The sequence below is a fragment of the Mycobacterium sp. UM_WGJ genome (assembly GCF_000455125.1).
GTDB lineage: Bacteria > Actinomycetota > Actinomycetes > Mycobacteriales > Mycobacteriaceae > Mycobacterium.
This window is the reverse complement of the sequence record NZ_AUWR01000092.1, coordinates 19721-41359: the sequence shown is the minus strand read 5'-3', so window position 1 is coordinate 41359 and position 21639 is coordinate 19721. Positions and strand designations below refer to the sequence as shown.

Here is a 21639-nt window from a genome sequence, read left to right as displayed (position 1 = left end):
GGTTACCGTCCGCCGATGCCGACGTAGTCACGCTCGGTGTAGCCCGTGTAGATCTGGCGGGGCCGGCCGATCTTGCTGTCGCCCTCGTCGTGCATCTCGCGCCAGTGCGCGATCCAGCCGGGGAGCCGGCCCAGCGCGAACAGCACCGTGAACATCTGGGCCGGGAAACCGATCGCCCGGTAGATCAGGCCGGTGTAGAAGTCGACGTTCGGGTAGAGCTTGCGCTCCACGAAGTAGTCATCGGTCAGCGCGGCCTCTTCGAGGTCCTTGGCGATGTTGAGCAGTTCGTCGTCACCGCCGAGCTTGCCGAGGATCTTGTCGGCCTGTTCCTTGACGATGCGCGCCCGCGGGTCGTAGTTCTTGTAGACCCGGTGGCCGAAGCCCATCAGCTTGACGCCGTCTTCGCGGTTCTTGACCTTGTGGACGAAGTCGGTGACGTTGCCGTTCTGCTGGTCGCGGATCTGCTCGAGCATCTCCAATACCGCCTGGTTGGCGCCACCGTGCAGCGGGCCCCACAGCGCATTGATGCCGCCGGAGATCGAGGTGAACAGGTTGGCCCGCGAGGAGCCCACCAGCCGCACCGTCGATGTCGAGCAGTTCTGCTCGTGGTCGGCGTGCAAGATGAACAGCATGTCCAGGGCCCGGACCACCTCGGGGTCGGCCTCATAGGGCTCGGCGGGCAGGCCGAAGGTCATCCGCAGGAAATTCTCCACCAGGCTCAGCGAGTTGTCCGGGTACAGGAACGGCTGGCCGGCCGACTTCTTGTAGGCGTAGGCGGCGATAGTGGGCAGCTTGCCCAGCAGCCGGATAGTCGACAGTTCCACCTGGTCGTTGTCCGACGGGTCCAGCGAGTCCTGGTAGTAGGCGCTCAAGGCGTTGACCACGCTCGACAGCACCGGCATCGGGTGGGCGTTACGCGGGAAGCCGTCGAAGAACCGCTTCAGGTCCTCGTGCAGCATGGTGTGCCGCTGAATCCGGCCGGTGAACGCGGCCAGCTGGTCGGAGGTGGGCAGCTCGCCGTAGATCAGCAGGTAGCTGACCTCGATGAAGGTGGACTTCTCGGCCAGCTGCTCGATCGGGTAACCGCGGTAGCGCAGGATGCCGGCGTCACCGTCGATGTAGGTGATGGCGCTCTTGACCGGCGAGGTGTTGGCGTAGCCATTGTCGAATGTGGTGTAGCCGGTCTTGGCGAGCAACGAACCGATGGCGAGAGCGTCGGACCCCTCGGTCGCCTCGACGATCGGCAGTTCTAGCTCGCCGCCCGGATACCGGAGAGTGGCGGTGTCATCGGTTGCGGCCACAAGGAACCCCTTTGCGCTATTCGGCTGACCAGATTGGGCGTGTATAGGAAAAGGTAGTCGGTTCCAGCCCAGCGCGCCCGCCCGGGGCCGAGGTATCCCGTATCGGCGTTACGGTGGCGGCAGCGGGTGCACATCGCCGGGCCGGCGATAGCGCAGGAAGGCGGGCGCTGCCAGGGCCGCAAGCATCACGCCCACCACCACCAGCGCCCCGCCACCGGCGGACGCCGCGGCCGTCCCCACCACCGCCCCGGCCGCGCCGTGCACCGCATCGGCGAGCCGTGGGCCACCGGCGACGATCACGGTGAACACCCCCTGCAGCCGGCCGCGGATCTCGTCGGAGGCGGCCTGCTGCAGCATCGTCGAGCGGAACGCCGCCGAGACCATGTCCGCGGCACCACCGACCGCCAGGAACACCAGCGCCACCCACAGCGCTCGGCCCGCGTGCCCGCCGCCATGCCCGACCGCAAATCCGAAACCGATCATGGCCACTCCCCAGACCACGATCGCGGCCACGACGGCCAGGCCCTGGCGGGTGATCCGCGGCAGCCACCCCGAGAACACCCCACCGAGCACCGCCCCGGCCGACATCGCCGCGGCCAGCAGCGCCATGGTCGTGCCGCCCTCGACCGGGCCGCCGAAGTCCGCGCTCGCGATCTGCGGGAACAGCGCTCTGGGCATGCCGAGGATCATCGCGATCAGGTCCACCACGAACGACATCAGCACCACGGTGTTGCCGGCCAGGTAACGGAACCCGTCAAGCACGGCCGTGATCCCGAAGCTGGACGGTCCGGCCCGCTCGATCGGGGGCATGGGCGTCAGCCGAAACGTCGCCCAGATCGGGAAGATGCACGTCGCCGCATCGATCAGATACAGGGTGGACAGATCTACCCAGCCGAGCAGTAGCCCGGCCAGCAGGGGCCCGACGATCGCCCCGAACTGCATGACGGTCATGTTCAGCGAATTGGCGGCGGGCAGGTCCTTGCCGGCCACCAGTCGAGGAATCGCCGCGGACCGGGTCGGGGCATTGACCGCATAGAACCCCTGCTGGACACCCAGCAGTACGAGCACCACCCACACGTTGTCGAGCGCGGCCGCGGCCTGAACCCACAACAGCAGGGAGGCCCCCGCCAGCCCGCAGGAGGCGATGATCAGCAGCTTGCGCCGGTCCATGGCATCGGCCCAGGCGCCGCCGAGCAAACCGAAGACGACCAGCGGCACCAGGGCGAACAGTCCCGACAGCCCGACGTAGGCCGAGCTGCGGGTCAGCGCATAGATCTGTACCGGCACCGCGAAGATGGTGAGGTTCGCCCCGATGACGGTCGGGATTCCGGCCACCCACAACCGCCGGAAGTCGGGGCTGCGCAGCGGGGTGGTGTCGGCGAAGATTCTCATCGCGGCGGCACCGGAGTCACGGCTGGAGTCGCTCCACCCGCCCGCCGGTCACCCGAATCCGGTTGTGCAACCGGCCTTCCCGGCCCTGCCAGAATTCCACCACCTCCGGGGCGATCCGATAGCCACGCCAGTTCGGCGGCGCGGGGATCGCCTCGGCACCAGAGAATTGGGCCGTCACGGCGTCCAGCTGCGCCAGCAGTGCGGCTCGCGACGCGATCGGCTGCGACTGCTGCGATGCGCAGAAACCCAGCTGCGACGCCCGCGGTCGGTGCACCCAGTACTCGGCGCTGACCGACTCGTCGAGCTGGGTGACCGGTCCGCGAATGTGGACTTGGCGGCCCAACTGGTACCAGGGAAAAGTGGCCGATGCGTACGGTGTCGACGCCAGCTCGGCAGCCTTGGCGGAGTCGGAGTCGGTGAAAAACGTCACACCGTTCTCGTCGAGGTTCTTGCACAGCACCGAGCGACTGACCGGACGGCCGGCTTCGACCGTCGCCAGCACCATGGCGTTGGGTTCGGAGATCCCTGCGCGCTCGGCGTCGCCGATCCAGTTGCGCAGCAGAACCTCCCAGCCCTCCTCGAGCCAGCCCGCGTCAAGGTCACCGCTGTTGTCCTTCTCCTGATATTCCACTCGCATCGCCGCCAGGTGCTCGTTGTCGGGGCCGGTCCTGTGCACCGCACAACGCTACGCCCCGCCGCAGACCAGCCGTCGTTACCGGCCGGTAGCAACGGCTGGGCACCGGGGTGGAAGAATCCAGGGCATGACTGCTGCGGTCCCGGAGAACTTTGTCGCCGGCCTGGAAGGCACCGTTGCCTTCACCACTGAAATCGCCGAACCGGACAAGGACGGCGGCGCACTGCGCTACCGCGGCGTGGACATCGAGGACCTGGCCGGCAAGGTCGGCTTCGGCGATGTGTGGGCCCTGTTGGTCGACGGCGACTTCAACCGCCCGCTGGCGCCCGCCGAGCCGCTGGAACTGCCGATTCGCACCGGTGACGTCCGGGTCGACGCCCAGGCCGGAGTGGCGATGCTGGCGCCGCAGTGGGGTTTTGAGCCGTTGCTGGACACCGACGACGCCACCGCGCGCGATCAGCTGGCCCGCGCGTCGGTGATGGTGCTGTCCTATGTCGCGCAGTCGGCCCGGGGCCAGGAGCTCGCGGTGTCGCAGCAGACGATCGACGGGTGCGCCACCATCACCGAGCGGTTCATGACCCGCTGGCGCGGCGAGCCCGACCCGCGGCACACCGAGGCGATCGACGCCTACTGGGTGTCGGCGGCCGAGCACGGCATGAACGCCTCGACGTTCACCGCCCGGGTGATCGCTTCCACCGGCGCCGACGTCGGCGCCGCGCTGTCCGGAGCGATCGGCGCGATGAGTGGCCCGCTGCACGGCGGCGCCCCGGCGCGGGTGATCCCGATGATCGCCGAGGCGGAGCGCACCGGTGACGCGCGCGCGGTGGTCAAGGGCATCCTGGACCGGCGCGAGAAGCTGATGGGCTTCGGACACCGGGTGTACCGCGCCGAAGACCCGCGCGCCCGAGTGCTGCGGGCCACCGCCAAGCGTCTGTCGGCCCCGCGTTTTGAGGTGGCAGCGGCACTGGAGCAGGCGGCGCTGGACGAGCTTCGGGAGCGTCGCCCCGACCGGGCCATCGAGACCAACGTGGAGTTCTGGGCGGCGGTGATCCTGGACTTCGCCGAGGTTCCCCCGGCGATGATGCCGGCGATGTTCACCTGTGGCCGTACCGCGGGCTGGTGCGCCCACATCATGGAGCAGAAGCGGCTGGGCAAGCTGGTGCGCCCGTCGGCGATCTACGTGGGGCCGGGGCCGCGCAGCGCGGAATCCGTTGCGGGCTGGGAGCACGTCACCAAGAGCTGACGGGCGGTTCAGCGCCGCCGCAGCGCACCGAGCAGGTTCTGCAACAGCGGCAGATCTGAGTGGTCCTTGACTTCGTCGAGCATGTCCGGCACCCGGGTGAACTTCACCCGCGGGCGGTCTTGGGCTTCGCCGCGGGCGATTTCGGCGTCGTTGATGGCCTTCCAGCCGGCCGCGTCGATGACGTCGGGCTGGTGGGCGTGCACCATCCGGGCGACTGCCCGCGGTCCGGCGATCGGCTCCGTCAGCAGGCCTGCGTTGTAGTCGGCGGCCAGCGTCTGGATGGTCTTGAGCGAGTCGGACTTGTTGGAGCCGATAAACCCGTTGGTACCGCGCTTGATCCAACCCGAGACGTACGCTCCCGGAACTCGCTCCCCGGTCGACGGGTCGATGACGCGGCCGCCCTCGTTCGGGACGACGCCGGCAGCGTCGTCGAACGGCAGGTCGGCGATGGGCGTTCCGTGGTAGCCGATCGAAGTCAACACCAGGCCGGCGTCGATGCGTCGCACCTGATCGGTTCCGGTGAGCGTGAACTCCACTGCGCTGCAACGGTCATCGCCGAGAACCCGGGCCGGGGTCAACTCGTAGGCGAATCGAATCCGGGGACGGGCGATCGGCGCCGAGGCATCGCCCAGCTTGCTCAATATCTCCAGTTTCTGCCGGGTCAAGGTGTCCTGAACGGTTGCCAGGTCCTCGCGCACCCGGGCATGGTCCTCGGCGTCGAGTACCACCTCGGCGGTCTGCGTCAGCCCCACCAACTCGGGCAGGGTGAACGCGGAGGAGGCCGGGCCGCGCCGGGCGACGATCACCACTTCGGAAACAGCCGAGTCCCGCAGCGCCGCCAGCGCGTAGTCGGCTATGTCGGTGCGGGCCAGCCGGTCGGGGTCGGCGGTGAGGACGCGTGCCACATCGAGAGCGACGTTGCCATTGCCTACGATCACCACCCGCTCGCAGCTGAGATCGACCGGTAGATCAGCGAATTCGGGATGTCCGTTGTACCAGCCGACGACCTCGGTTGCGGTGCCCGTTCCAGGCAGATCCATCCCGTCGATCTCGAGTCGCCGGTCGTGCAGGGCACCCGAGGCGTACAGCACGGCGTGGTGGTGCTGCAGCAGGTCCGCGTGGCTCAGGTGCTTGCCCACTTCGACGTTGAGGAAGAACTGGAATCCGCGGCGCGCGGAGATCTGGTCGAACAACCGGGTGGCCAGCTTGGTGCGCTGGTGATCCGGGGCGACGCCGGCCCGCACCAACCCGTACGGGGTGGGCAGCTTCTCGAAAACGTTCACCAGCACGCCCTGCTGGGTCAGTAGTTCGTCGGCTGCGTACATGGCCGCCGGGCCGGAGCCGACGATAGCCACAGTCAGCGGATATTTGCCGCGTTGATGCAGCTCGGCGGCCGGCAGGATGGGCGCCAGCTTGGAGGTCGGCGGGAGCTTCACCCCTTCAGGCCGTTCCGGGTAGAACGACCTGTTGATCTCCACGAACGGCAACTGTTCGGTCATCACCTTGGTGTGCGGGACGATCGCGTCGACCGGGCAGGCCCGCACGCAGGCTCCGCAGTCCACACACGCATCCGGGTCGATGTAGAGCATCTCCGACGTGGCGAACGCGGGCTCGTCCGGCGTGGGGTGGATGCAGTTGACCGGGCAGGCGAACACACACGACGCGTCGTTACAACACGCCTGGGTAATTACGTGCGGCATGACCTGTGGGTGTCGCTACGCGACCGAGGCGGCAACGGGCGTCAGATGCGCACGCTGCGGCTGGCTGCGGAACCGGGACGGCGCGCCGTGGATCCGGCAGATCCGCCACACCAACTTGGCGATCGGGTTCATCAGGCCGGTGTCGTGGCAGAGCATCCGGACATCGCCGAACATGTCCTGCAACATCTGTCGAGCCTCGGCCGACCGGAAGAAGATGTCCTTGCGGACCTCACGCGGAATGTCGAACTCGGTCCAGAACGCCTTGGGCGGCACCACGATCGCCGAGCACAGGATCCGCATCACGATCGGAACGTACAGCGAGAGCCAGAACCGCTTGCGACGGGGCAGGTTCGGAATGCGCTTGTGCAGGTATTCGTGCGCGAAGGAGATGTGCCGCGCCTCCTCGGCCACGTGAATGGCCATCACCCGTTCCATGATCGGGTGCAGGGTTTTGCCTTCGCGCAGGATGGCCTTCTGAATGTGGTCGATGGGCTCCTCGCCGGCGAGGATGCCGAACCAGAACGGGATCGGCAGCGGTCCGGCGACCAGCGGGATGAACGGCTGCACCCACTTGAGCAACCGCGGCATACCCGGCACGTCCGCGCCGATGTGGTTCACCATCTCCTGGAACATCATGGTGTGGTTGCACTCTTCCACCGCCTCGTGCAGGCAGTAGCGGTACTCGGGCGAGCCGTTGGGCACCCAGAACGCGTATTCCATCAAGCCGCGGATCAGGATGGACTCGAAGTGCAGCCCGACTTTGGCGACGTTGGCCTGGCGCCACATGCCGATCTTGATCTGGACGTCCTTCGGCTGGGCCTGGTACCACCAGTGCCGGCCGATCGGGTCGGTACCGGGCAGGATCCAGCGCGGGTCGTTTTCGGTGACCTTGAACTCGGGCGTGTCCCAGTCGATGTCGGTATACGGATTGAAGTTCCGTCGCACCGACCCTTCCGACAACGTGTTGAGGATCTCGACGTAGTTCGCGTCGTCGGTCACTTCCATGTTGGCTCGCCACCGGCGCACGATTCGGGTTCGAGCGGCTTTCTGAGCCATCGGGGACACCTCCACCAGTCGTTTACATTTGCTAGGCGTATGTACAACGGTACCGCAGGTACTGGGTACCCGTCCAGACTCCGAATCAACACTGTGGGCGTGACAGGTGTCGAGCACTTTGGGTGATCTACATCACAATAAACCTGCCCTGCGAGGCAGCGCCGCCCGCTGTCTACGCTAGAGCCCATGGCTGAGCAGCTCACGATCCCGGACAACATCAAGCCCGCTGACGGACGGTTCGGCTGCGGGCCGTCGAAAGTCCGCCCTGAGCAGTTGAACGCGCTGGTCACCACCGCGGCGCCACTGTTCGGCACCTCCCACCGTCAGGCGCCGGTCAAAGACTTGGTCGGCCGCGTCCGCTCCGGGTTGCGCGAACTGTTCTCGGTGCCGGACGGCTACGAAGTGGTCCTGGGCAACGGCGGGTCGACGGCTTTCTGGGACGCTGCGGCGTTCGGTCTGGTCGACAAGCGCTCACTGCACCTGACCTACGGCGAGTTCAGCGCGAAGTTCGCCTCGGCGGTGGCCAAGAACCCGTTCGTCGGCGACCCGATCGTCATCAAGGCCGACGCGGGCAGCGCCCCCGAGCCGCAGTCCGACCCGTCGGTCGACGTGATCGCCTGGGCGCACAACGAGACCTCGACCGGAGTGGCGGTGCCGGTGCGCCGGCCCAGCGGTTCCGGGGATGCCCTGGTCGTCATCGACGCGACCTCGGGGGCCGGCGGCCTGCCGGTCGACATCACCGAGGTCGATGCGTACTACTTCGCGCCGCAGAAGAACTTCGCCTCCGACGGCGGGCTGTGGCTCTCCATCATGAGCCCGGCCGCGCTGGCCCGCATCGAGACCATTGCCGCATCCGGCCGGTGGGTGCCGGAGTTCCTGTCCTTGCCGATCGCGGTGGACAACAGCACCAAGAACCAGACCTACAACACCCCGGCGATCGCCACCCTGGCGCTGTTGGCCGAACAGCTGGACTGGATGCTGGGCAACGGCGGACTGGACTGGGCGGTCAAGCGCACCGCGGACTCGTCGCAGCGGCTGTACTCGTGGGCCGAGGAGCGGTCCTTCACCACCCCGTTCGTCGCCGACCCGGCGTTGCGCTCGCAGGTCGTGGGCACCATCGACTTCGTCGACGAGGTGGATGCGGCCGCGGTGGCCAAGGTGCTCCGGGCCAACGGCATCGTCGACACCGAGCCCTATCGCAAGCTGGGCCGCAACCAGCTGCGGGTCGCGATGTTCCCGGCGGTGGAGCCCGACGACGTGAGCGCCCTGACCCAATGCGTGGACTGGGTGGTCGAACGCCTCTGAGCGAGGCTCTGAGCGCCTGTAATCAGATCGTTATAACGCCCGCGTGTCACGACGGGTGGGGTCGTTCACTGGACTAGAGTCCGCACGTAACCGGGCGTTCGCAAGGAGAAGTCATGCGGGAACTGAGGGCCATCGGCCTCGACGTCGACGGCAAGCACATCATCTGCGAGAGCGCCGGAGACGGCGAAGACCACACCGAGATGTTCCGGGTCCGTATCGATGACCGGTTGCGCGGCGCGGTCCGTGGGGAGGGACACCGGGTCGGACAGCATCCGGCCGATGCGGGCAGCAGCATGCTGCGTCCCAAAGACATCCAGGCGCGCATCCGTGCCGGGGCGTCGGTCGAGCAGGTGGCCGCCGCGGCCGGCGTGGACGTCGCCCGCGTGGAACGCTTCGCCCACCCGGTGCTGCTGGAGCGATCCCGTGCCGCGGAGCTCGCGACCGCTGCGCACCCGGTGCTGGCCGACGGCCCGGCAGTGCCGACCCTGCTGGAGGTCGTCACCTCCGCACTGGTGTCGCGGGGTTTGAGCTCCGACAGCAGCAACTGGGACGCGTGGCGCAACGACGACGGGCGCTGGACGGTGCAGCTGGCGTGGAAGGCCGGCCGCTCGGACAACGTCGCGCACTTCCTATTCAGTCCGGGTGCGCACGGCGGGACGGTGACCGCGGTCGATGACGCCGCCATGGAATTGATCGACCCGGGCTTCGGCCGCCCGCTGCGGCCGGTGGCCGCAGTGGCCGAGTTGGACTTCGAGACTCCGGCCGCCCCCGCGGTGGTCGAAGAGGAGCCGGTGCAGCAGCGGACGGGGACTCGCGCCCGCCGCAGCAAGCCCGAGGTCCCGGGCTGGGAGGACGTCCTGCTCGGGGTGCGCTCGACCGGTCAGCGCTGACCAGCCAGCGCCAGCAGCACGAGCCACGCGCCCGCTACGCCGATTCCGGCGCCCAAGGCCAACCATCGCAGCACGGGTGTGCGCCGCCAGCCCCACACCGTGGGCGCCAGCCCGCCCACCGCAATCAGATTGAGCGCCACCGCCAGCGCCGGGTGGACCCGCAGCAGGCCCAGGCTCAACACGGCGGTCGCGGTGCCGGTCACCGCCGCAACGAACCCCGCCACAGTCAGACCCGTCCCCCACGGCGTACTGGGGGCGGGCGTCATTCCGGCAGCCTAATGCGCTCGTAGAACGCCAGCGCGGCGGCGGTGGCGACGTTGAGCGAGTCGGTGCCCCGCGACATCGGGATGCGGACCCGGATGTCGCTGGCGCGCATCGCCCGCTCCGACAGGCCCGGACCCTCCGCACCGACCAGCACCGCGATCGGTTCGTCGCGCACCTTTGTCATCGCGCTCGACAACAGCTCCGCCCGCGGGTCCGGAGTCATCGCCAGCAGCCGGAAACCCTGCTCGCGCAGCATCGTCAGATCCCCGGGCCAGTCCGCCGAACGGGCGAACGGCACCAGCAGGGCATGCCCCATCGAGACCCGCACCGAGCGCCGGTAGAGCGGGTCGGCGCAGCCGCTGCCGAACACCACCGCGTCCACACCCAGCCCGGCACCGTTGCGGAAGATCGAACCGAGGTTCTCGTGGTCGTTGACGCCTTCGAGCACCGCGATCGTCCTGGCCCCGGCGACCAGATCACCCACCGACGGCTCCGACACCCGCGAGGCGGCGGCCAACACACCGCGGTTGAGGTGAAAGCCCACCACCTCGGCCATCACCTCGGCGGACACCCGGTAATACGGGACGTCCGGGGCATCAGGTGCGGTCAGGTCGAGCGCCAACTCGGTCAGCCGCCGATCGGTGCCCAGCAGCGCCCGTGGGATGAACCGCGATGCCAGCATCCGCTGCACCACCAGCACCCCTTCGGCGATCACCAGCCCCTTGCCGGTGGGCAGGTCCGGGCGACGATCGATGCTGTTCAGATCGCGGAAGTCATCCAGCCGGGAATCGCCGGGGTCGTCGATATCGACAACATCGACGCGCCTGGCCACTGCGGGAACTTTACCGGCGAGGCGCTAACGTCAACGGCGATGACCCCTCAGCACTCCCCGGAGCCCTCCCTTCAGCCGCCACCGCTGCCGACCGCGCTGCTGCGGGTCTGGCCCGTGATCGGCGCCGGCGCCGCCGGCTTCTGCTTGGCAACCCTCGCCGCGTTCACGGTGCCGGCGCTGGAAGGGTGGCGGCCGGTGAGCCTGGCGGGCCTGGCGACGGGCATGGTGGGCACCTCGGTCTTTCTGTGGCAGCGCGCGGCAGCACGACGCGGCGCGCGGGGAGCCCAAACCGGACTGGAACACGAATAGAGTTACGAACCGACAATTCGAGGAGGAATGCCATGGCAGCCCCGCTGTTGACGGCACAGGTCGACATCAATGCCCCGGTGGCCAAGGTCTGGGCACTGATCTCGGACTTCCGGCGGATGCCCGAGTGGAGCCCGCAGTGCCGGTGGATGAAGCCGCTCGGCGTGGTGCGCCCGGGCACCCGCACGATCAACTTCAACCGACGCGGACGGATGTACTGGCCCACCAGCTCTGTGATCACCGAGTACATCCCGGAGCGCAAGCTGGCCTTCCGCGTCACCGAGAACCACAGTGTGTGGAGCTACGAGCTCGAGCCGACCGCCACCGGCACGCGGGTCGTCGAGAGTCGGCACGTCGAGAACGGCAACACCACCGCGGTCTCCGCGTTTTTGGTGGGCAAGTTCATGGGCGGGACGCCGACCTTCGAACGCGAGCTGGTCGAGGGTATGAACGCTTCACTGAGCAAGATCAAGGCCGCCGCGGAGAACGCCTGACGCCCCCGTGGCGGCAGAGTAACGTCCCCTGAAACGGGCAGGATACTGGGAGGAATCCATGGAAACCGTGAAATCCGCAGTGCGACTGCCGAGCATCGCCATCGCGGCGACGGCCCTGGTGGCCGCCGGCCTGACCCCGGTGGCCGCGGCACCCGAAATCAGCACTCGCACCGTGGCCGCGGTGTCGGCCGAGGTGACGCTGGCCGCCAACACGGTCGTCGACAGTTTCGAAGCCCTCGCCGGACTCGCGCCTGTCGACATGTCCAGCCTTGCTGAGGAACTCAACGTCCCGGGCGATCTCGACCTGTCCGAAGTCCTGCCCGGCGCGGCCTATGCGTTGGACGTGCCCGGCGCTGCCGACGCGTTCGACATCGTCGGCCTGTTCAACGCGGAAGTGGCGGCCGCCGTAGGACTGTTCAACCGCTTTATCAGCCTGCCGTTCACGTTGTACAACGACTTCACGAACTTGTTCACCAGCCTGATCAACCTCGACTTCGGGATGGCCTTCAGTCAGGCGGCCACCATCCCGCTGGACATCTTCAACTACGTGGTCGGCCTACCGGGAGCGGTGCTCAACACCGCCTTCAACATGCTCTTCGTGCTCCCGGGCGAGTACCTGTTCAACTTCGGTTAGGACGTCTCCGGCTCGCCCGGTTCCTCGGATTCCCCTGGGGCGCCGAGGATGTCGGCAGACGCTTCGATAACAGTCTCTGCTGCGTCAGCTTCGGCGTCGGCTCCGGTTTCGACCGGTTCCGGCGCCGCTGCTGTTTCGGCGGGACTCTCGGCCGCTGCTTCGACGACGGCCTCAGCCGGCTCGGTCACGTCGGCAGCCGCCTCGGTCACGTCTTCAGCCGGCTCGGTCACGTCGGCAGCCGCCTCGGCCACGTCCTCAGCCGGCTCGGTCACATCCGCAGCCGCATCGGTCACCTCGTCAACCGGTTCGCTCACCTCGTCAACCGGTTCGGCGGCCGGGACCGTCGTGACATCGACGATCTCCAGCACACCGTCGTCGTAGGGCTCGTATACCGGGGAACCGGTGCCCGGAGGGGCCGGGGTGTCACTGTGCGCGCCGCAGCCGTACCGGTTGTCGACCACGTGTCCGTCGGCGGACATTTCGTTACCGCAGACGCCGAACACCGTGCCCAGCTCGCCGGCGAGCGGCAAATAGAAACCACAGTCGCGACAGACCCGCTTAGTGGACCGCGCCATCGCCGAATCCGGACCGTGCTCGCCGTCGTGCCAGCGCTGCGCCGCCTCGGCGCGGCCCACCGGACTCATCAGCCAGCGCCGGCCCAGGCCGATCTCGCCGGCCACCTCGTCGAGCTGGGGGTCGCCACTCGAGGTGTAACCGGGCACCAGCCGCGGATCGTCGGCGGGCGGCGCCAGCAGATCCCCCGGCCCCAGGTCGCCGGGACGCACCCGCTGGTCCCAGGGCACCCACTCCGGGGCCAGCAGGGCCGTGGGGCCGGGCACCAGCACAACCTCGCTGACCGTGGGCACCGTGGCGCCCGGGACCGCCGCGACGACGACAGCCCACTGCCAGCCCTGATAACCGGGCAGCACCGCACCGAACCGGTGCGTGGCGGCAGTCGGGTCTTCGTAATCGACCCCCAGGTGCTCGCCGACCGTGTCGGCGCCGCTGAACTCGGCGACGGCCGAGCGGGCGTGCTCGACTGCCTCGGCCAGCACCGTGGGCACGGCGATGGTCGCAGTGGCTGATTCTGCGCTGGGTCCGGTCACGCGGGTCCCTTCCGTTCAATGACGTCCCTATACTGCCGCAGCGCGGCTCCATCAGCCACATGCAGGCACGATCATGGCCTACGCGGTCGTGCGGCGGACATAGGGAAGAATCGCGGATGTGTCTGCACGGCGTCGTGATCTCCCCGAACCGGGCCGGCGAAGCCGTCCGTCACCGGTCCCCGGCCGAGGTGCGCGCAACGGTTCGGCCGGACAGCACCCCGGCATGGCCAACTACCCCAGTAACAACGCCGGTGACCAGCGGCAGCGCAAGCCCATGCCCAGCGAGAACCGGTACCTGCCCCCGCTGCGCGAACACACCGGCACGCCTCGTCGCCCCGAGACTCCAAGTGGTTCGAGCGCCGGCGATCGCGTCACGGTCACCCGAGCGGCCGCGGCGCGCAGTCGCGAAATGGGCTCGCGGATGTACGGGCTCGTACAACGGGCCGCCACCGCCGACGGCGCCGACAAATCTGGACTGACCGCACTGACCTGGCCCGTGGTGGCGAACTTCGCGGTGGACGCGGCGATGGCCGTCGCACTGGCCAACACCTTGTTCTTCGCGGCGGCCGCCGGCGAGAGCAAGGGCCGGGTGGCGCTGTATCTGCTGGTGACTATCGCGCCGTTCGCGGTGGTCGCGCCGCTGATCGGTCCCGCCCTGGATCGCGTCCAGCATGGCCGGCGCGCCGCGCTGGCCATGTCGTTCGCACTGCGAACCCTGTTGGCCCTGGTGCTGATCGCCAACTACGACGGTGTCGCGGGCACCTTCGGCTCCTGGGTGCTCTATCCGTGCGCCCTGGCGATGATGGTGCTGTCGAAATCGTTCACGGTGTTGCGCAGCGCCGTCACGCCACGGGTCATGCCGCCGTCGATCGACCTGGTGCGGGTCAATTCCCGACTGACAATGTTCGGTCTACTCGGCGGCACGATCGTCGGGGGCGGCGTAGCCGCGGCAGCCGAGTACATCTTCACCCGGCTGCTAGAGCTACCGGGGGCATTGTTGGTGCTCGTGGCGGTCTCGGTGGCCGGAGCAGTCCTGTCGATGCGGATCCCGCGATGGGTGGAAGTGACCGCCGGCGAAGTCCCCACCACCTTGAGATACCGCTTCGACGAACGGCCCCGAAGCTGGCCCGAACAGGTCCGGCGGGCCGGCGGGGCGCTGAGCCAGCCGCTGCGGCAACCGCTGGGCCGCAACATCATCGCCGCGCTGTGGGGCAACTGCACCATCAAGGCGATGGTCGGGTTCTTGTTCTTGTACCCGGCGTTCGTGGCCAAGCAGCACAACGCCGGCGGTTGGGTACAGCTGGGCATTCTCGGGTTGATCGGAGCGGCCGCCGGCCTGGGCAACTTCGCCGGAAACTTCACCAGCGCTCGACTGCAACTGGGACGCCCCGCGGTGCTGGTGGTGCGGTGCACCATGGCGGTGACGGCTGTCGCGCTGGCCGCAGCGGTGGCCGGGACCCTGGCGATGGCGGCGATCGCCGCGTTGGTGACGTCGGGGGCCAGTGCGATCTCGAAGGCGTCGTTGGACGCAGCGCTGCAGGACGACCTGCCCGAAGAGTCCCGGGCATCGGCATTCGGCCGCACCGAGTCCACCCTGCAACTGGCCTGGGTGTCGGGTGGTGCACTGGGCGTGTTGGTATATACCGACTTGTGGGTGGGCTTCACCGCGATCACCGCTCTGCTGATCCCGGGTCTGGCCCAGACCATCCTGTCGTTCCACGGCGACTCGTTGATTCCCGGGCTGGGGGGCAACCGGCCGGTGCTGATCGAGCAGGACGGCGCCCGCCTCGACCCGGCTAGACAGGGGTGATGTAGGAGTGAAACGCTCGACGGCCGTGCTGGTGGCCGCGTTGACGGTGGTGACCGCGGCGCTGGCCGGATTCGGCACCTGGTGGTTCACCCGGTCCGAGGAGCCGCTGCCGCCGCAGATCAGCGCGTACTCCAACGGCCATCTCACCCGCACTGGGCCGTACATGTACTGCAACGTGCTCAACCTCGATGAGTGCCTGCTGACCGAAGCGCAAGGCACGTTGGCGGTCGACTCGCGTCATCCGGTGCAGCTGTCGGTGGACGAGACCATCGGGCGAGCGCCGTGGCAACTATGGCGGCTCTACGACAACCCGGCCGACACCACTAAAGAGACATATCCGGCAGGCAGCACCCTGGCGGTCACCGTCCACACCGTGGATCCGCAGCGCGGTCTGCTGCGCGGGCTGGTGGTGCAGCTGCCCACCCTGGTCGTCGACGCCAGAACCGGCGAGCTGTTCACGGCATCGCACGCCGAGTGGGCGGTGGGAACACGCTGGAATAGTCAGACAAGCGCCGACTGAGCTCCGTGGCCAGCCGGCACCTGCTCGCCGTCCGGCACCGGCCCCGGCGGGGTTCCATCCCCGAATGGCCTGCCGCCCAGCGCTTCTCGGCCATGCGGCGACAACCAATTCGCCAGGTCCGGCCCGTCGGGGACGATCTTCGTCGGATTGATGTCGGCATGCACCATGTAGTAGTGCTGTTTGATCTGCACGAAGTCGGTGGTGTCGCCGAACCCGGGCGTTTGGAATAGATCCCGGGCGTAGGCCCACAGCACCGGCATCTCGGACAGCTTCTGCCGGTTGCATTTGAAATGTCCGTGATAGACCGGGTCGAACCGGGCCAAGGTGGTGAACAGTCGCACGTCGGCCTCGGTGATGGTGTCCCCGACCAGGTATCGCTGATCGGCCAGACGGACGCTGATCCAGTCCAGCGCGGTGAACAGTCGGTCGTAGGCGGCGTCGTAGGCCTCTTGGGTGCCGGCGAAGCCGCACCGGTAGACCCCGTTGTTGACCTCGGTGTAGATCCGCGCGGCCACCTCATCGATCTCCTCGCGCAGCGGTTCGGGGTACAGCTGCGGCGCCCCGTCGCGGTGATAGGCCGTCCACTCGGTGGAGAAGTCCAGGGTCATCTGGGCGAAGTCGTTGGTCACCACCGCCCCGGTGGGCACGTCGACCATCGCGGGAACGGTGATCCCCTTGGGATAGTCCGGGATGCGTTTGAAGTACGCGTCTTGCAGCCGTGGGATCTGCAGCACCGGGTCCACGCCACCGGGGTCCAGATCGAAGGTCCAGCTGCGCTGATCGTGGGTGGGTCCGCAAAACCCTATGGAGATAACCTTTTCCAGGCCGAGCAGCCGCCGCACGATGATGGTGCGATTGGCCCACGGGCAGGCCCGCGCGACGATCAGACGGTATCGGCCCGGTTCGACGGGATACCCATCACGGCCGTCGGCGGTGATCCGGGTGGAGATGTAATTGGTGTCGCGGGTGAAGTCGCCGCCGGCGAGGTAGCTGGCCATGACTACCAGAGTGCCACGTTCGGGCGATGCAGACGGCCCGCAGCGCCCGGCTGCCCAGTCCGGCTCACACCGGACTGTGCTGTGCCCAGGAGGTGCTCTCCCGGGCCGCGGCCGCCGGCGGCCCGGCCGGTCAGCCGGTTGCCGTCGGTGCGTGCAGGTTTCGTACCGTCGGCGAAGATTCCACCGTCCGCGGATCGGGGTAGGTGCCCAGCAGTCGATCGGCGGTGCCGGAGCTGGTCACGGTGAACCAGTAGTTCTCGTTCTTGAAGTGGTGGAACCGGTGGTTGCGCCACACGGCGCGGTAGATCGCATGGCGGGGCTTGTAATCGGTGTGGACCAGGTAGTGAATCCATTCGTAGAACACCAGGAAAGTCGCGATGGTGCCGACGAACGTCAGGCCTTTTCCGGTGTCGCTGAACGCGAGCAACACCAGCGGCGTCAGTACGATGATCCCGATCAGGCTGGGCCACGGAATGAAGATCAGCGGGATGTCACGCGGGTCGCGGTGATGCCGCCGATGGTCACGGGCCAGCCGGGAGTCGATCGTGACGCCCGCCAGAGTGCGCGGACGCCAGTGCAGGATTCCGGTGTGGATCAACCACTCTCCCACCGGCGAAAAGGCAACGAGCGCAACGGCGATGACCGCGTCACCTACCGACCAGCCGCCCACCGTCAGGCGAGCTGCCCACAGTGCGCCCGCCCAGGTGATGAGCATCCACGGGGTGGGGTGCCGGACAAACTCAGCGAAGGCCTCACCCAGCGTCAGCTGCTTGCGGGTCATTGCCGACCCTCCAACTGGTCGGCGAGCGCGCTGAACGCGGCGCTGCCCAGCTCCAACATCGCCGCAGCAGCCAGCCGCGCGGCATCCGCGTCCGCGGCGGCGATGGCATCGGAAAGCGCTCGGTAGTGCTCGATATCGTTGACCTCGGCAGCCATCACGTTGACGAGCGCGTCGAGCGCGGGCACGTACGCCTGGTTCAGCGTGTTGAACAGCAGCCGAAACGCGATGGAGTCGGCGCTGTCCACGATGAGCTCCCAGAAGCCCAGAGCGCGCCACATCCGTTGCACGGGTTCTGATTCGACTTCCAACTCGTCCACCATGGCGCGCAGCCGGGTGCGGGCGTCGTCGGTGGCGCGGGCCGCGGCAAGCGCAGCCACCTGAGGACCGATGATGGCGCGGGCCTCGACCAGGCTGGCCAAGGTGGCGCGGTCGACGTCGCCGCCGTGCACGAGCAGCAACGGCAACACGTCGAACCCGGCCTCGACACGGAAGTCGCGCACCACTGTGGAACCGCCCTGGCGGACCTGGATGAGGCGCGCCCGGTCTAGACGGCCCAGCGCCTCGCGGACCGCGGCACGCGATACGCCGAGCGCCTCGGACAGGGTTCGCTCACTCGGCAGGGTGTCGCCGGGGGTCCGGTCACCGGAGAGCACCTGGCCGGCGAGTTGGGCGAAGATCTCGTCCGGGATCGATTGCCGGGTGATCGGCTTGAGGGTCATACCGCGCAGCCTAGCACCAAATTGGCCGGAGGTCTGGTGGTCAGACCAGTTGGCTTGGCGACGGGAGGTCACTGCTGCGTTTTCACTACTCAGTCAGCGACGACCGCCACCCGCGGCGGGATCGTCAGCACCGGCCCGGGCTCAGGCGTCGAGCTCGCGCGCCACTGCCTTGACCACCTCGGAGATCTGCCGAGCGGTCTTGCGGTCGGGGTATTTGCCCTTGCGCAGCTCCGGCTGCACAGTGCCTTCCAGCAGGGTGATCATGTCCTCGACCATGCCGTGCAGCTCGTCGGGGGTGTGCCGGTGCTCGACAGCCGGCGCCGCCTCGCGTCGGGTCCGCGACAGGCTCGGCGGGGGGTCGATCAGCTTCACCGTCAGCGCCTGCGGCCCGCGACGTCCGGCGGCGACGCCGAACTCGACCCGCTGGCCTGCCTTGAGACCCTCCACGCCATCCGGCAGGGCCGAGGAGCGGACGTAGACGTCCTCACCTTCTTCCTGGGACAGGAAGCCGAAGCCCTTCGCGGCGTCGTACCACTTCACCTTGCCGGTCGGCACTGGTCTCACCTGCTTGTCTTGCTTGATGACGTATGTAAGGACATAAAGGAAGCGTCCCGCCTGCGCAGGACGCGTCAGCAGCCGATCCTACTCGGACGGAGACTCGCAAAACACCCAGGTTTCCTCGGTAGGCTGGTGCAGCCGCTAGAGGAGACAAGGACCGGACACCGAAGTCGATGTGGTCGCTCCCCGGCCGACCGAATCGGATTACGGATATGACGTTGAGGCAAGCGGGTCTGCGCACACCGCCACCGCATGCGGATGCTGCCGACGCGGACCACCAGGAGGCGGCCCGGAAGGCCGCCTTCCACGAAGCCGTGGAGCGCGCCGTCGCCGCGCAGATGCCGACGACCGGGCCGCTGGTGGACACCTTCGGGCGAGTGCACACAGATCTGCGGATATCGCTGACTGACCGCTGCAACCTGCGCTGTACCTACTGCATGCCGGCCGAGGGGCTGGACTGGATCCCCAGCCAGCACCTGTTGAGCGACGATGAACTGATTCGGCTGATGCGGATCGGGGTGGAGCACCTCGGCATCACCGACATCCGGTTCACCGGAGGCGAGCCGCTGCTGGCCCGCCATCTGGAAGGCGTGGTGGCCGGCGCCGCGGCCCTGCGCCCGCGGCCCGAGATCGCCTTGACCACCAACGGTCTGGGTCTGGCACGCCGGGCCGGCGCCCTGGTAGCCGCGGGACTGGACCGCATCAACGTGTCGCTGGACACCGTCGACCGCGCCCACTTCGCCGAGATCACCCGGCGTGACCGCCTGCCCGACGTGCTCGCCGGCCTGGGCGCGGCCGCACAGGCCGGGATGCGGCCGATCAAGGTCAATGCCGTGCTGGCTCCCAAGGTCACCGGCGACGACATCATCAACCTGCTGCGCTTCTGCCTGCTGCACGGCTACCACCTGCGGGTTATCGAAATGATGCCGTTGGACGCCGACCACAACTGGAACCGTGACGCCGGGCTCAGCGTCGAGCAACTGCTGGACAGGGTGCAGGCCCAGTTCACGCTGCGGCCCGATCCGAAGCCGCGCGGCTCCGCCCCGGCCGAACTCTGGCTGGTTGACGAGGGTCCGGAGACACCGGCGGGCACGTTCGGGATCATCGCTTCGGTTTCGCGGCCGTTCTGCGGAGACTGCGACCGGACCCGACTCACCGCCGACGGCCAGATTCGCAACTGCCTGTTCGCCACCGAGGAGCATGACTTGCGCGCCCTACTGCGAGACGGTTCCGATGACCACGCCATCGAGCAGGCGTGGCGGGCCGCGATGTGGACCAAGAAGGCCGGCCATGGCATCAACGATCCGGATTTCATCCAGCCGGACCGCCCGATGAGCGCGATCGGCGGCTGATCCATGACTCATCAGACCGATGTCACCGGTACCGGCGTCGCGGTGACGGTCCGCTACTTCGCCGCGGCGCGGGCCGCCGCCGGAGCCGAATCGGAGACCGTCAACGTGCCCGCCGGGGGCGGAGTGGCTGCCTTAACGCAAACCCTCGCTGCCCGTAACGAACGGCTGGCGGCGGTGCTGAGCCGGTGCTCCTACTTGCGCGACGGGGTCGCGGTGCGCGACCAGGAGGCGGCGTTGCGGCCCGGCGAAACAGTGGACGTACTGCCGCCGTTCGCCGGCGGTTAGCGAGGCTCGACGCAGGAGAGACGACGCTGGACCGCCGAATCAGACCCGGCGGAGAGCATGATCTGCGTCACATAACGAATTGATTACGAGCCGACAACAGCTTGATGGAGCAGGCTTTGACCTGCACAAACGCTAGTGATTCCTGGTGGTTTGGGAAGAAGCGGCGAGGAAAACACCCGGGAGCACCCTGGGTGACTCAGCGGGTAAGAGCGGTTACGGTACATCTCCGGGTGTATCGAAAATCTTCCGATCGATCCACCTTTCTTCACCCGTAGCGCCGAGCTCCATCCAACGGGCGAGGAAAACCACAAATACCTGATGGATGGAGGCGGGGGACCCACCGGGTCCGCCGAGAGCGGCCCTGAGGCCTTAACCGGCCTCTCGGGGTGAAGCCGAGACGCACCGTGTGCGTCAAGGCCGGGCAGTCCCCCCTGTCCGAACCCGACGCTGACCTCGCAGGCGTAGACAGAGAGGAATTCACCACCGTATGAGTGGACGGCATCGCAAGCCCACCCAATCGAACGTCAACATCGCCAAAATCGCTTTCACCGGAGCTGTGATCGGTGGCGGCAGCCTGGGCCTCGCCGGGACCGCAGCCGCGGCTACCGATGACGAGTGGGACCACGTAGCCCGGTGCGAATCCGGCAACAACTGGGGCATCAACACCGGTAACGGCTACCAGGGCGGGCTGCAGTTCTCGCCGAGCACCTGGAGCAGCCACGGTGGTGGCAAGTACGCCCCGTCGGCACACCTGGCCAGCCGCGAACAGCAGATCGCGGTCGCCGAGCACGTGCTGGCAACCCAAGGCCGTGGCGCCTGGCCGGTCTGCGGCCGCGGGCTGTCCGGCGCATCGCAGCGCGAGGTTCCGGCAACGCCGCCGGCCGACGCCCCGATCGACAACCCGGATGTCAACGGCGAGACCGTGGCCATGGACAACCCGATGGCTCCCCCGCCCGCCCCCGAGCCCGCACCGTGGTGGGCTCCGCAGGCACCCGAGGCTCCGGCTCCTGAGGAAGGCGCCGCACCGGCGGCTCCCGCAGGCTGGATGCCCCCGGCTCCCGAGGCTCCGGCACCCGAAGCACCGGCACCCGAGGCCCCGGCCCCGATCGCCGAGGACCTGCCGCCCGCTCCCGAGGCTCCCGCTCCGGAGGCCCCCGCACCGGAGGCCCCGGCACCCGAGGCCCCGGCACCCGAGGCTCCGGCCCCGATCGCCGAAGATGTCCCGCCGCCGGCCCCCGAGGCCCCGTGGTGGAACCCGGAGGCTCCGGCGCCCGAGGCCCCGGCGCCCGGCGACGAGGTCGCTCCGGCTCCCGGCCAGGACGGCAACCGCCAGGAAGCGGTCTCGGTCGGCTTCCACCAGCAGCTGTGGCAGGCCGTTCGGTCGGAGAACATCAGCGGCAACGACGCGCTGGACGCGTTCGCGCTGCAGCCCAGCCGGGTTATGTAGTCACAAGTTCGT

23 protein-coding genes and 1 riboswitch are annotated in these 21639 nt (G+C 68.2%); of the genes, 11 read left to right on the top strand and 12 right to left on the bottom strand.

Annotated elements, in window-relative coordinates:
• Positions 1-2 precede the first annotated feature (2 nt).
• The 3 genes from N416_RS0120635 to pdxH form a co-directional block, all read right to left on the bottom strand.
• Complete coding sequence (locus tag N416_RS0120635; protein WP_024443989.1) at positions 3-1301, bottom strand: citrate synthase; 1299 nt, start codon at positions 1299-1301, stop codon at positions 3-5.
• Positions 1302-1409: 108 nt separating this feature from the next.
• Complete coding sequence (locus N416_RS0120630; RefSeq protein ID WP_024443988.1) at positions 1410-2693, bottom strand: MFS transporter; 1284 nt, start codon at positions 2691-2693, stop codon at positions 1410-1412.
• Between the two features lie 16 nt (positions 2694-2709).
• The gene (pdxH, locus tag N416_RS0120625; RefSeq protein WP_024443987.1) at positions 2710-3369 is read right to left on the bottom strand and encodes a pyridoxamine 5'-phosphate oxidase; all 660 of its coding nucleotides are present in this window, start codon (positions 3367-3369) and stop codon (positions 2710-2712) included.
• 85 nt (positions 3370-3454) lie between these two features.
• Here pdxH and N416_RS0120620 point away from each other — a divergent pair, with 85 nt between their 5' ends.
• On the top strand, positions 3455-4570 hold the full coding sequence (locus N416_RS0120620) for a citrate synthase 2 (RefSeq protein WP_024443986.1): 1116 nt from the start codon (positions 3455-3457) through the stop codon (positions 4568-4570).
• A gap of 8 nt (positions 4571-4578) precedes the next feature.
• Here N416_RS0120620 and N416_RS0120615 read toward each other — a convergent pair whose 3' ends face one another.
• Both N416_RS0120615 and N416_RS0120610 read right to left on the bottom strand, forming a co-directional pair.
• On the bottom strand, positions 4579-6270 hold the full coding sequence (locus tag N416_RS0120615; protein ID WP_024443985.1) for an FAD-dependent oxidoreductase: 1692 nt from the start codon (positions 6268-6270) through the stop codon (positions 4579-4581).
• Between the two features lie 15 nt (positions 6271-6285).
• Complete coding sequence (locus N416_RS0120610; RefSeq protein WP_024443984.1) at positions 6286-7326, bottom strand: diiron oxygenase; 1041 nt, start codon at positions 7324-7326, stop codon at positions 6286-6288.
• A gap of 186 nt (positions 7327-7512) precedes the next feature.
• On the opposite strand from N416_RS0120610, the gene serC reads away from it, so the two are divergent.
• Both serC and sepH read left to right on the top strand, forming a co-directional pair.
• Positions 7513-8631: a phosphoserine transaminase gene (serC, locus tag N416_RS0120605; RefSeq protein ID WP_024443983.1), complete on the top strand. Its 1119-nt coding sequence runs from the start codon at positions 7513-7515 to the stop codon at positions 8629-8631.
• Positions 8632-8744: 113 nt separating this feature from the next.
• Entirely contained in the window at positions 8745-9521 is a 777-nt protein-coding gene (gene sepH / locus N416_RS0120600; protein WP_024443982.1) for a septation protein SepH, read from the top strand.
• On the opposite strand, the gene N416_RS0120595 is transcribed toward sepH, so the two are convergent.
• On the bottom strand, positions 9512-9787 hold the full coding sequence (locus N416_RS0120595; protein WP_024443981.1) for a DUF2537 domain-containing protein: 276 nt from the start codon (positions 9785-9787) through the stop codon (positions 9512-9514). The two genes, sepH and N416_RS0120595, sit on opposite strands and share 10 nt — an antisense overlap.
• The gene (locus N416_RS0120590; protein ID WP_024443980.1) at positions 9784-10617 is read right to left on the bottom strand and encodes an RNA methyltransferase; all 834 of its coding nucleotides are present in this window, start codon (positions 10615-10617) and stop codon (positions 9784-9786) included. The genes N416_RS0120595 and N416_RS0120590 overlap by 4 nt, the downstream gene beginning before the upstream one ends.
• 39 nt (positions 10618-10656) lie before the next feature.
• Here N416_RS0120590 and N416_RS0120585 point away from each other — a divergent pair, with 39 nt between their 5' ends.
• Genes N416_RS0120585 through N416_RS0120575 form a run of 3 tightly spaced genes read left to right on the top strand, consistent with a single transcriptional unit; the run spans position 10657 to position 12051 of the window.
• Positions 10657-10926: a DUF2530 domain-containing protein gene (locus N416_RS0120585; RefSeq protein WP_024443979.1), complete on the top strand. Its 270-nt coding sequence runs from the start codon at positions 10657-10659 to the stop codon at positions 10924-10926.
• A gap of 32 nt (positions 10927-10958) precedes the next feature.
• Positions 10959-11417 carry an SRPBCC family protein gene (locus tag N416_RS0120580; protein WP_024443978.1) on the top strand — a complete coding sequence of 153 codons (459 nt, stop codon included), beginning with the start codon at positions 10959-10961 and terminating at the stop codon, positions 11415-11417.
• A 58-nt stretch (positions 11418-11475) separates the two neighbouring features.
• Complete coding sequence (locus N416_RS0120575; protein ID WP_024443977.1) at positions 11476-12051, top strand: hypothetical protein; 576 nt, start codon at positions 11476-11478, stop codon at positions 12049-12051.
• Here the strand turns inward: N416_RS0120575 and N416_RS22005 are convergent.
• Positions 12048-13157, bottom strand: a complete 1110-nt coding sequence (locus N416_RS22005) for a DUF3027 domain-containing protein (RefSeq protein ID WP_024443976.1) — start codon at positions 13155-13157, stop codon at positions 12048-12050. The genes N416_RS0120575 and N416_RS22005 overlap by 4 nt on opposite strands.
• Positions 13158-13380: 223 nt before the next feature.
• Between N416_RS22005 and N416_RS0120565 the strand changes: the two genes are divergently transcribed.
• Both N416_RS0120565 and N416_RS0120560 read left to right on the top strand, forming a co-directional pair.
• A complete protein-coding gene (locus N416_RS0120565; RefSeq protein WP_036458817.1) occupies positions 13381-14967 on the top strand; it encodes an MFS transporter in 1587 nt (528 codons plus the stop codon).
• A 7-nt stretch (positions 14968-14974) separates the two neighbouring features.
• Positions 14975-15487: a DUF2771 domain-containing protein gene (locus N416_RS0120560; protein WP_024443974.1), complete on the top strand. Its 513-nt coding sequence runs from the start codon at positions 14975-14977 to the stop codon at positions 15485-15487.
• On the opposite strand, the gene N416_RS0120555 is transcribed toward N416_RS0120560, so the two are convergent.
• The 4 genes from N416_RS0120555 to N416_RS0120540 form a co-directional block, all read right to left on the bottom strand.
• Positions 15469-16485: a glutathione S-transferase family protein gene (locus N416_RS0120555; RefSeq protein WP_024443973.1), complete on the bottom strand. Its 1017-nt coding sequence runs from the start codon at positions 16483-16485 to the stop codon at positions 15469-15471. The two genes, N416_RS0120560 and N416_RS0120555, sit on opposite strands and share 19 nt — an antisense overlap.
• A 130-nt stretch (positions 16486-16615) precedes the next feature.
• Positions 16616-17266, bottom strand: a complete 651-nt coding sequence (locus N416_RS0120550) for a sterol desaturase family protein (RefSeq protein ID WP_024443972.1) — start codon at positions 17264-17266, stop codon at positions 16616-16618.
• Positions 17263-17985: a FadR/GntR family transcriptional regulator gene (locus tag N416_RS0120545; RefSeq protein WP_024443971.1), complete on the bottom strand. Its 723-nt coding sequence runs from the start codon at positions 17983-17985 to the stop codon at positions 17263-17265. The genes N416_RS0120550 and N416_RS0120545 overlap by 4 nt, the downstream gene beginning before the upstream one ends.
• A gap of 141 nt (positions 17986-18126) precedes the next feature.
• Positions 18127-18540, bottom strand: coding sequence for a cold-shock protein (locus N416_RS0120540; RefSeq protein WP_024443970.1), 414 nt, complete (start codon positions 18538-18540; stop codon positions 18127-18129).
• Between the two features lie 341 nt (positions 18541-18881).
• Here N416_RS0120540 and moaA point away from each other — a divergent pair, with 341 nt between their 5' ends.
• The 3 genes from moaA (at position 18882) to N416_RS0120525 (ending at position 21627) form a co-directional block, all read left to right on the top strand.
• Entirely contained in the window at positions 18882-19895 is a 1014-nt protein-coding gene (moaA, locus tag N416_RS0120535) for a GTP 3',8-cyclase MoaA (RefSeq protein WP_046301185.1), read from the top strand.
• Between the two features lie 3 nt (positions 19896-19898).
• On the top strand, positions 19899-20180 hold the full coding sequence (locus N416_RS0120530) for a MoaD/ThiS family protein (RefSeq protein ID WP_024443968.1): 282 nt from the start codon (positions 19899-19901) through the stop codon (positions 20178-20180).
• A gap of 302 nt (positions 20181-20482) precedes the next feature.
• Positions 20483-20658: riboswitch (cyclic di-AMP (ydaO/yuaA leader) on the top strand.
• A gap of 9 nt (positions 20659-20667) precedes the next feature.
• Positions 20668-21627, top strand: a complete 960-nt coding sequence (locus N416_RS0120525) for a transglycosylase family protein (protein WP_024443967.1) — start codon at positions 20668-20670, stop codon at positions 21625-21627.
• Positions 21628-21639 lie beyond the last annotated feature (12 nt).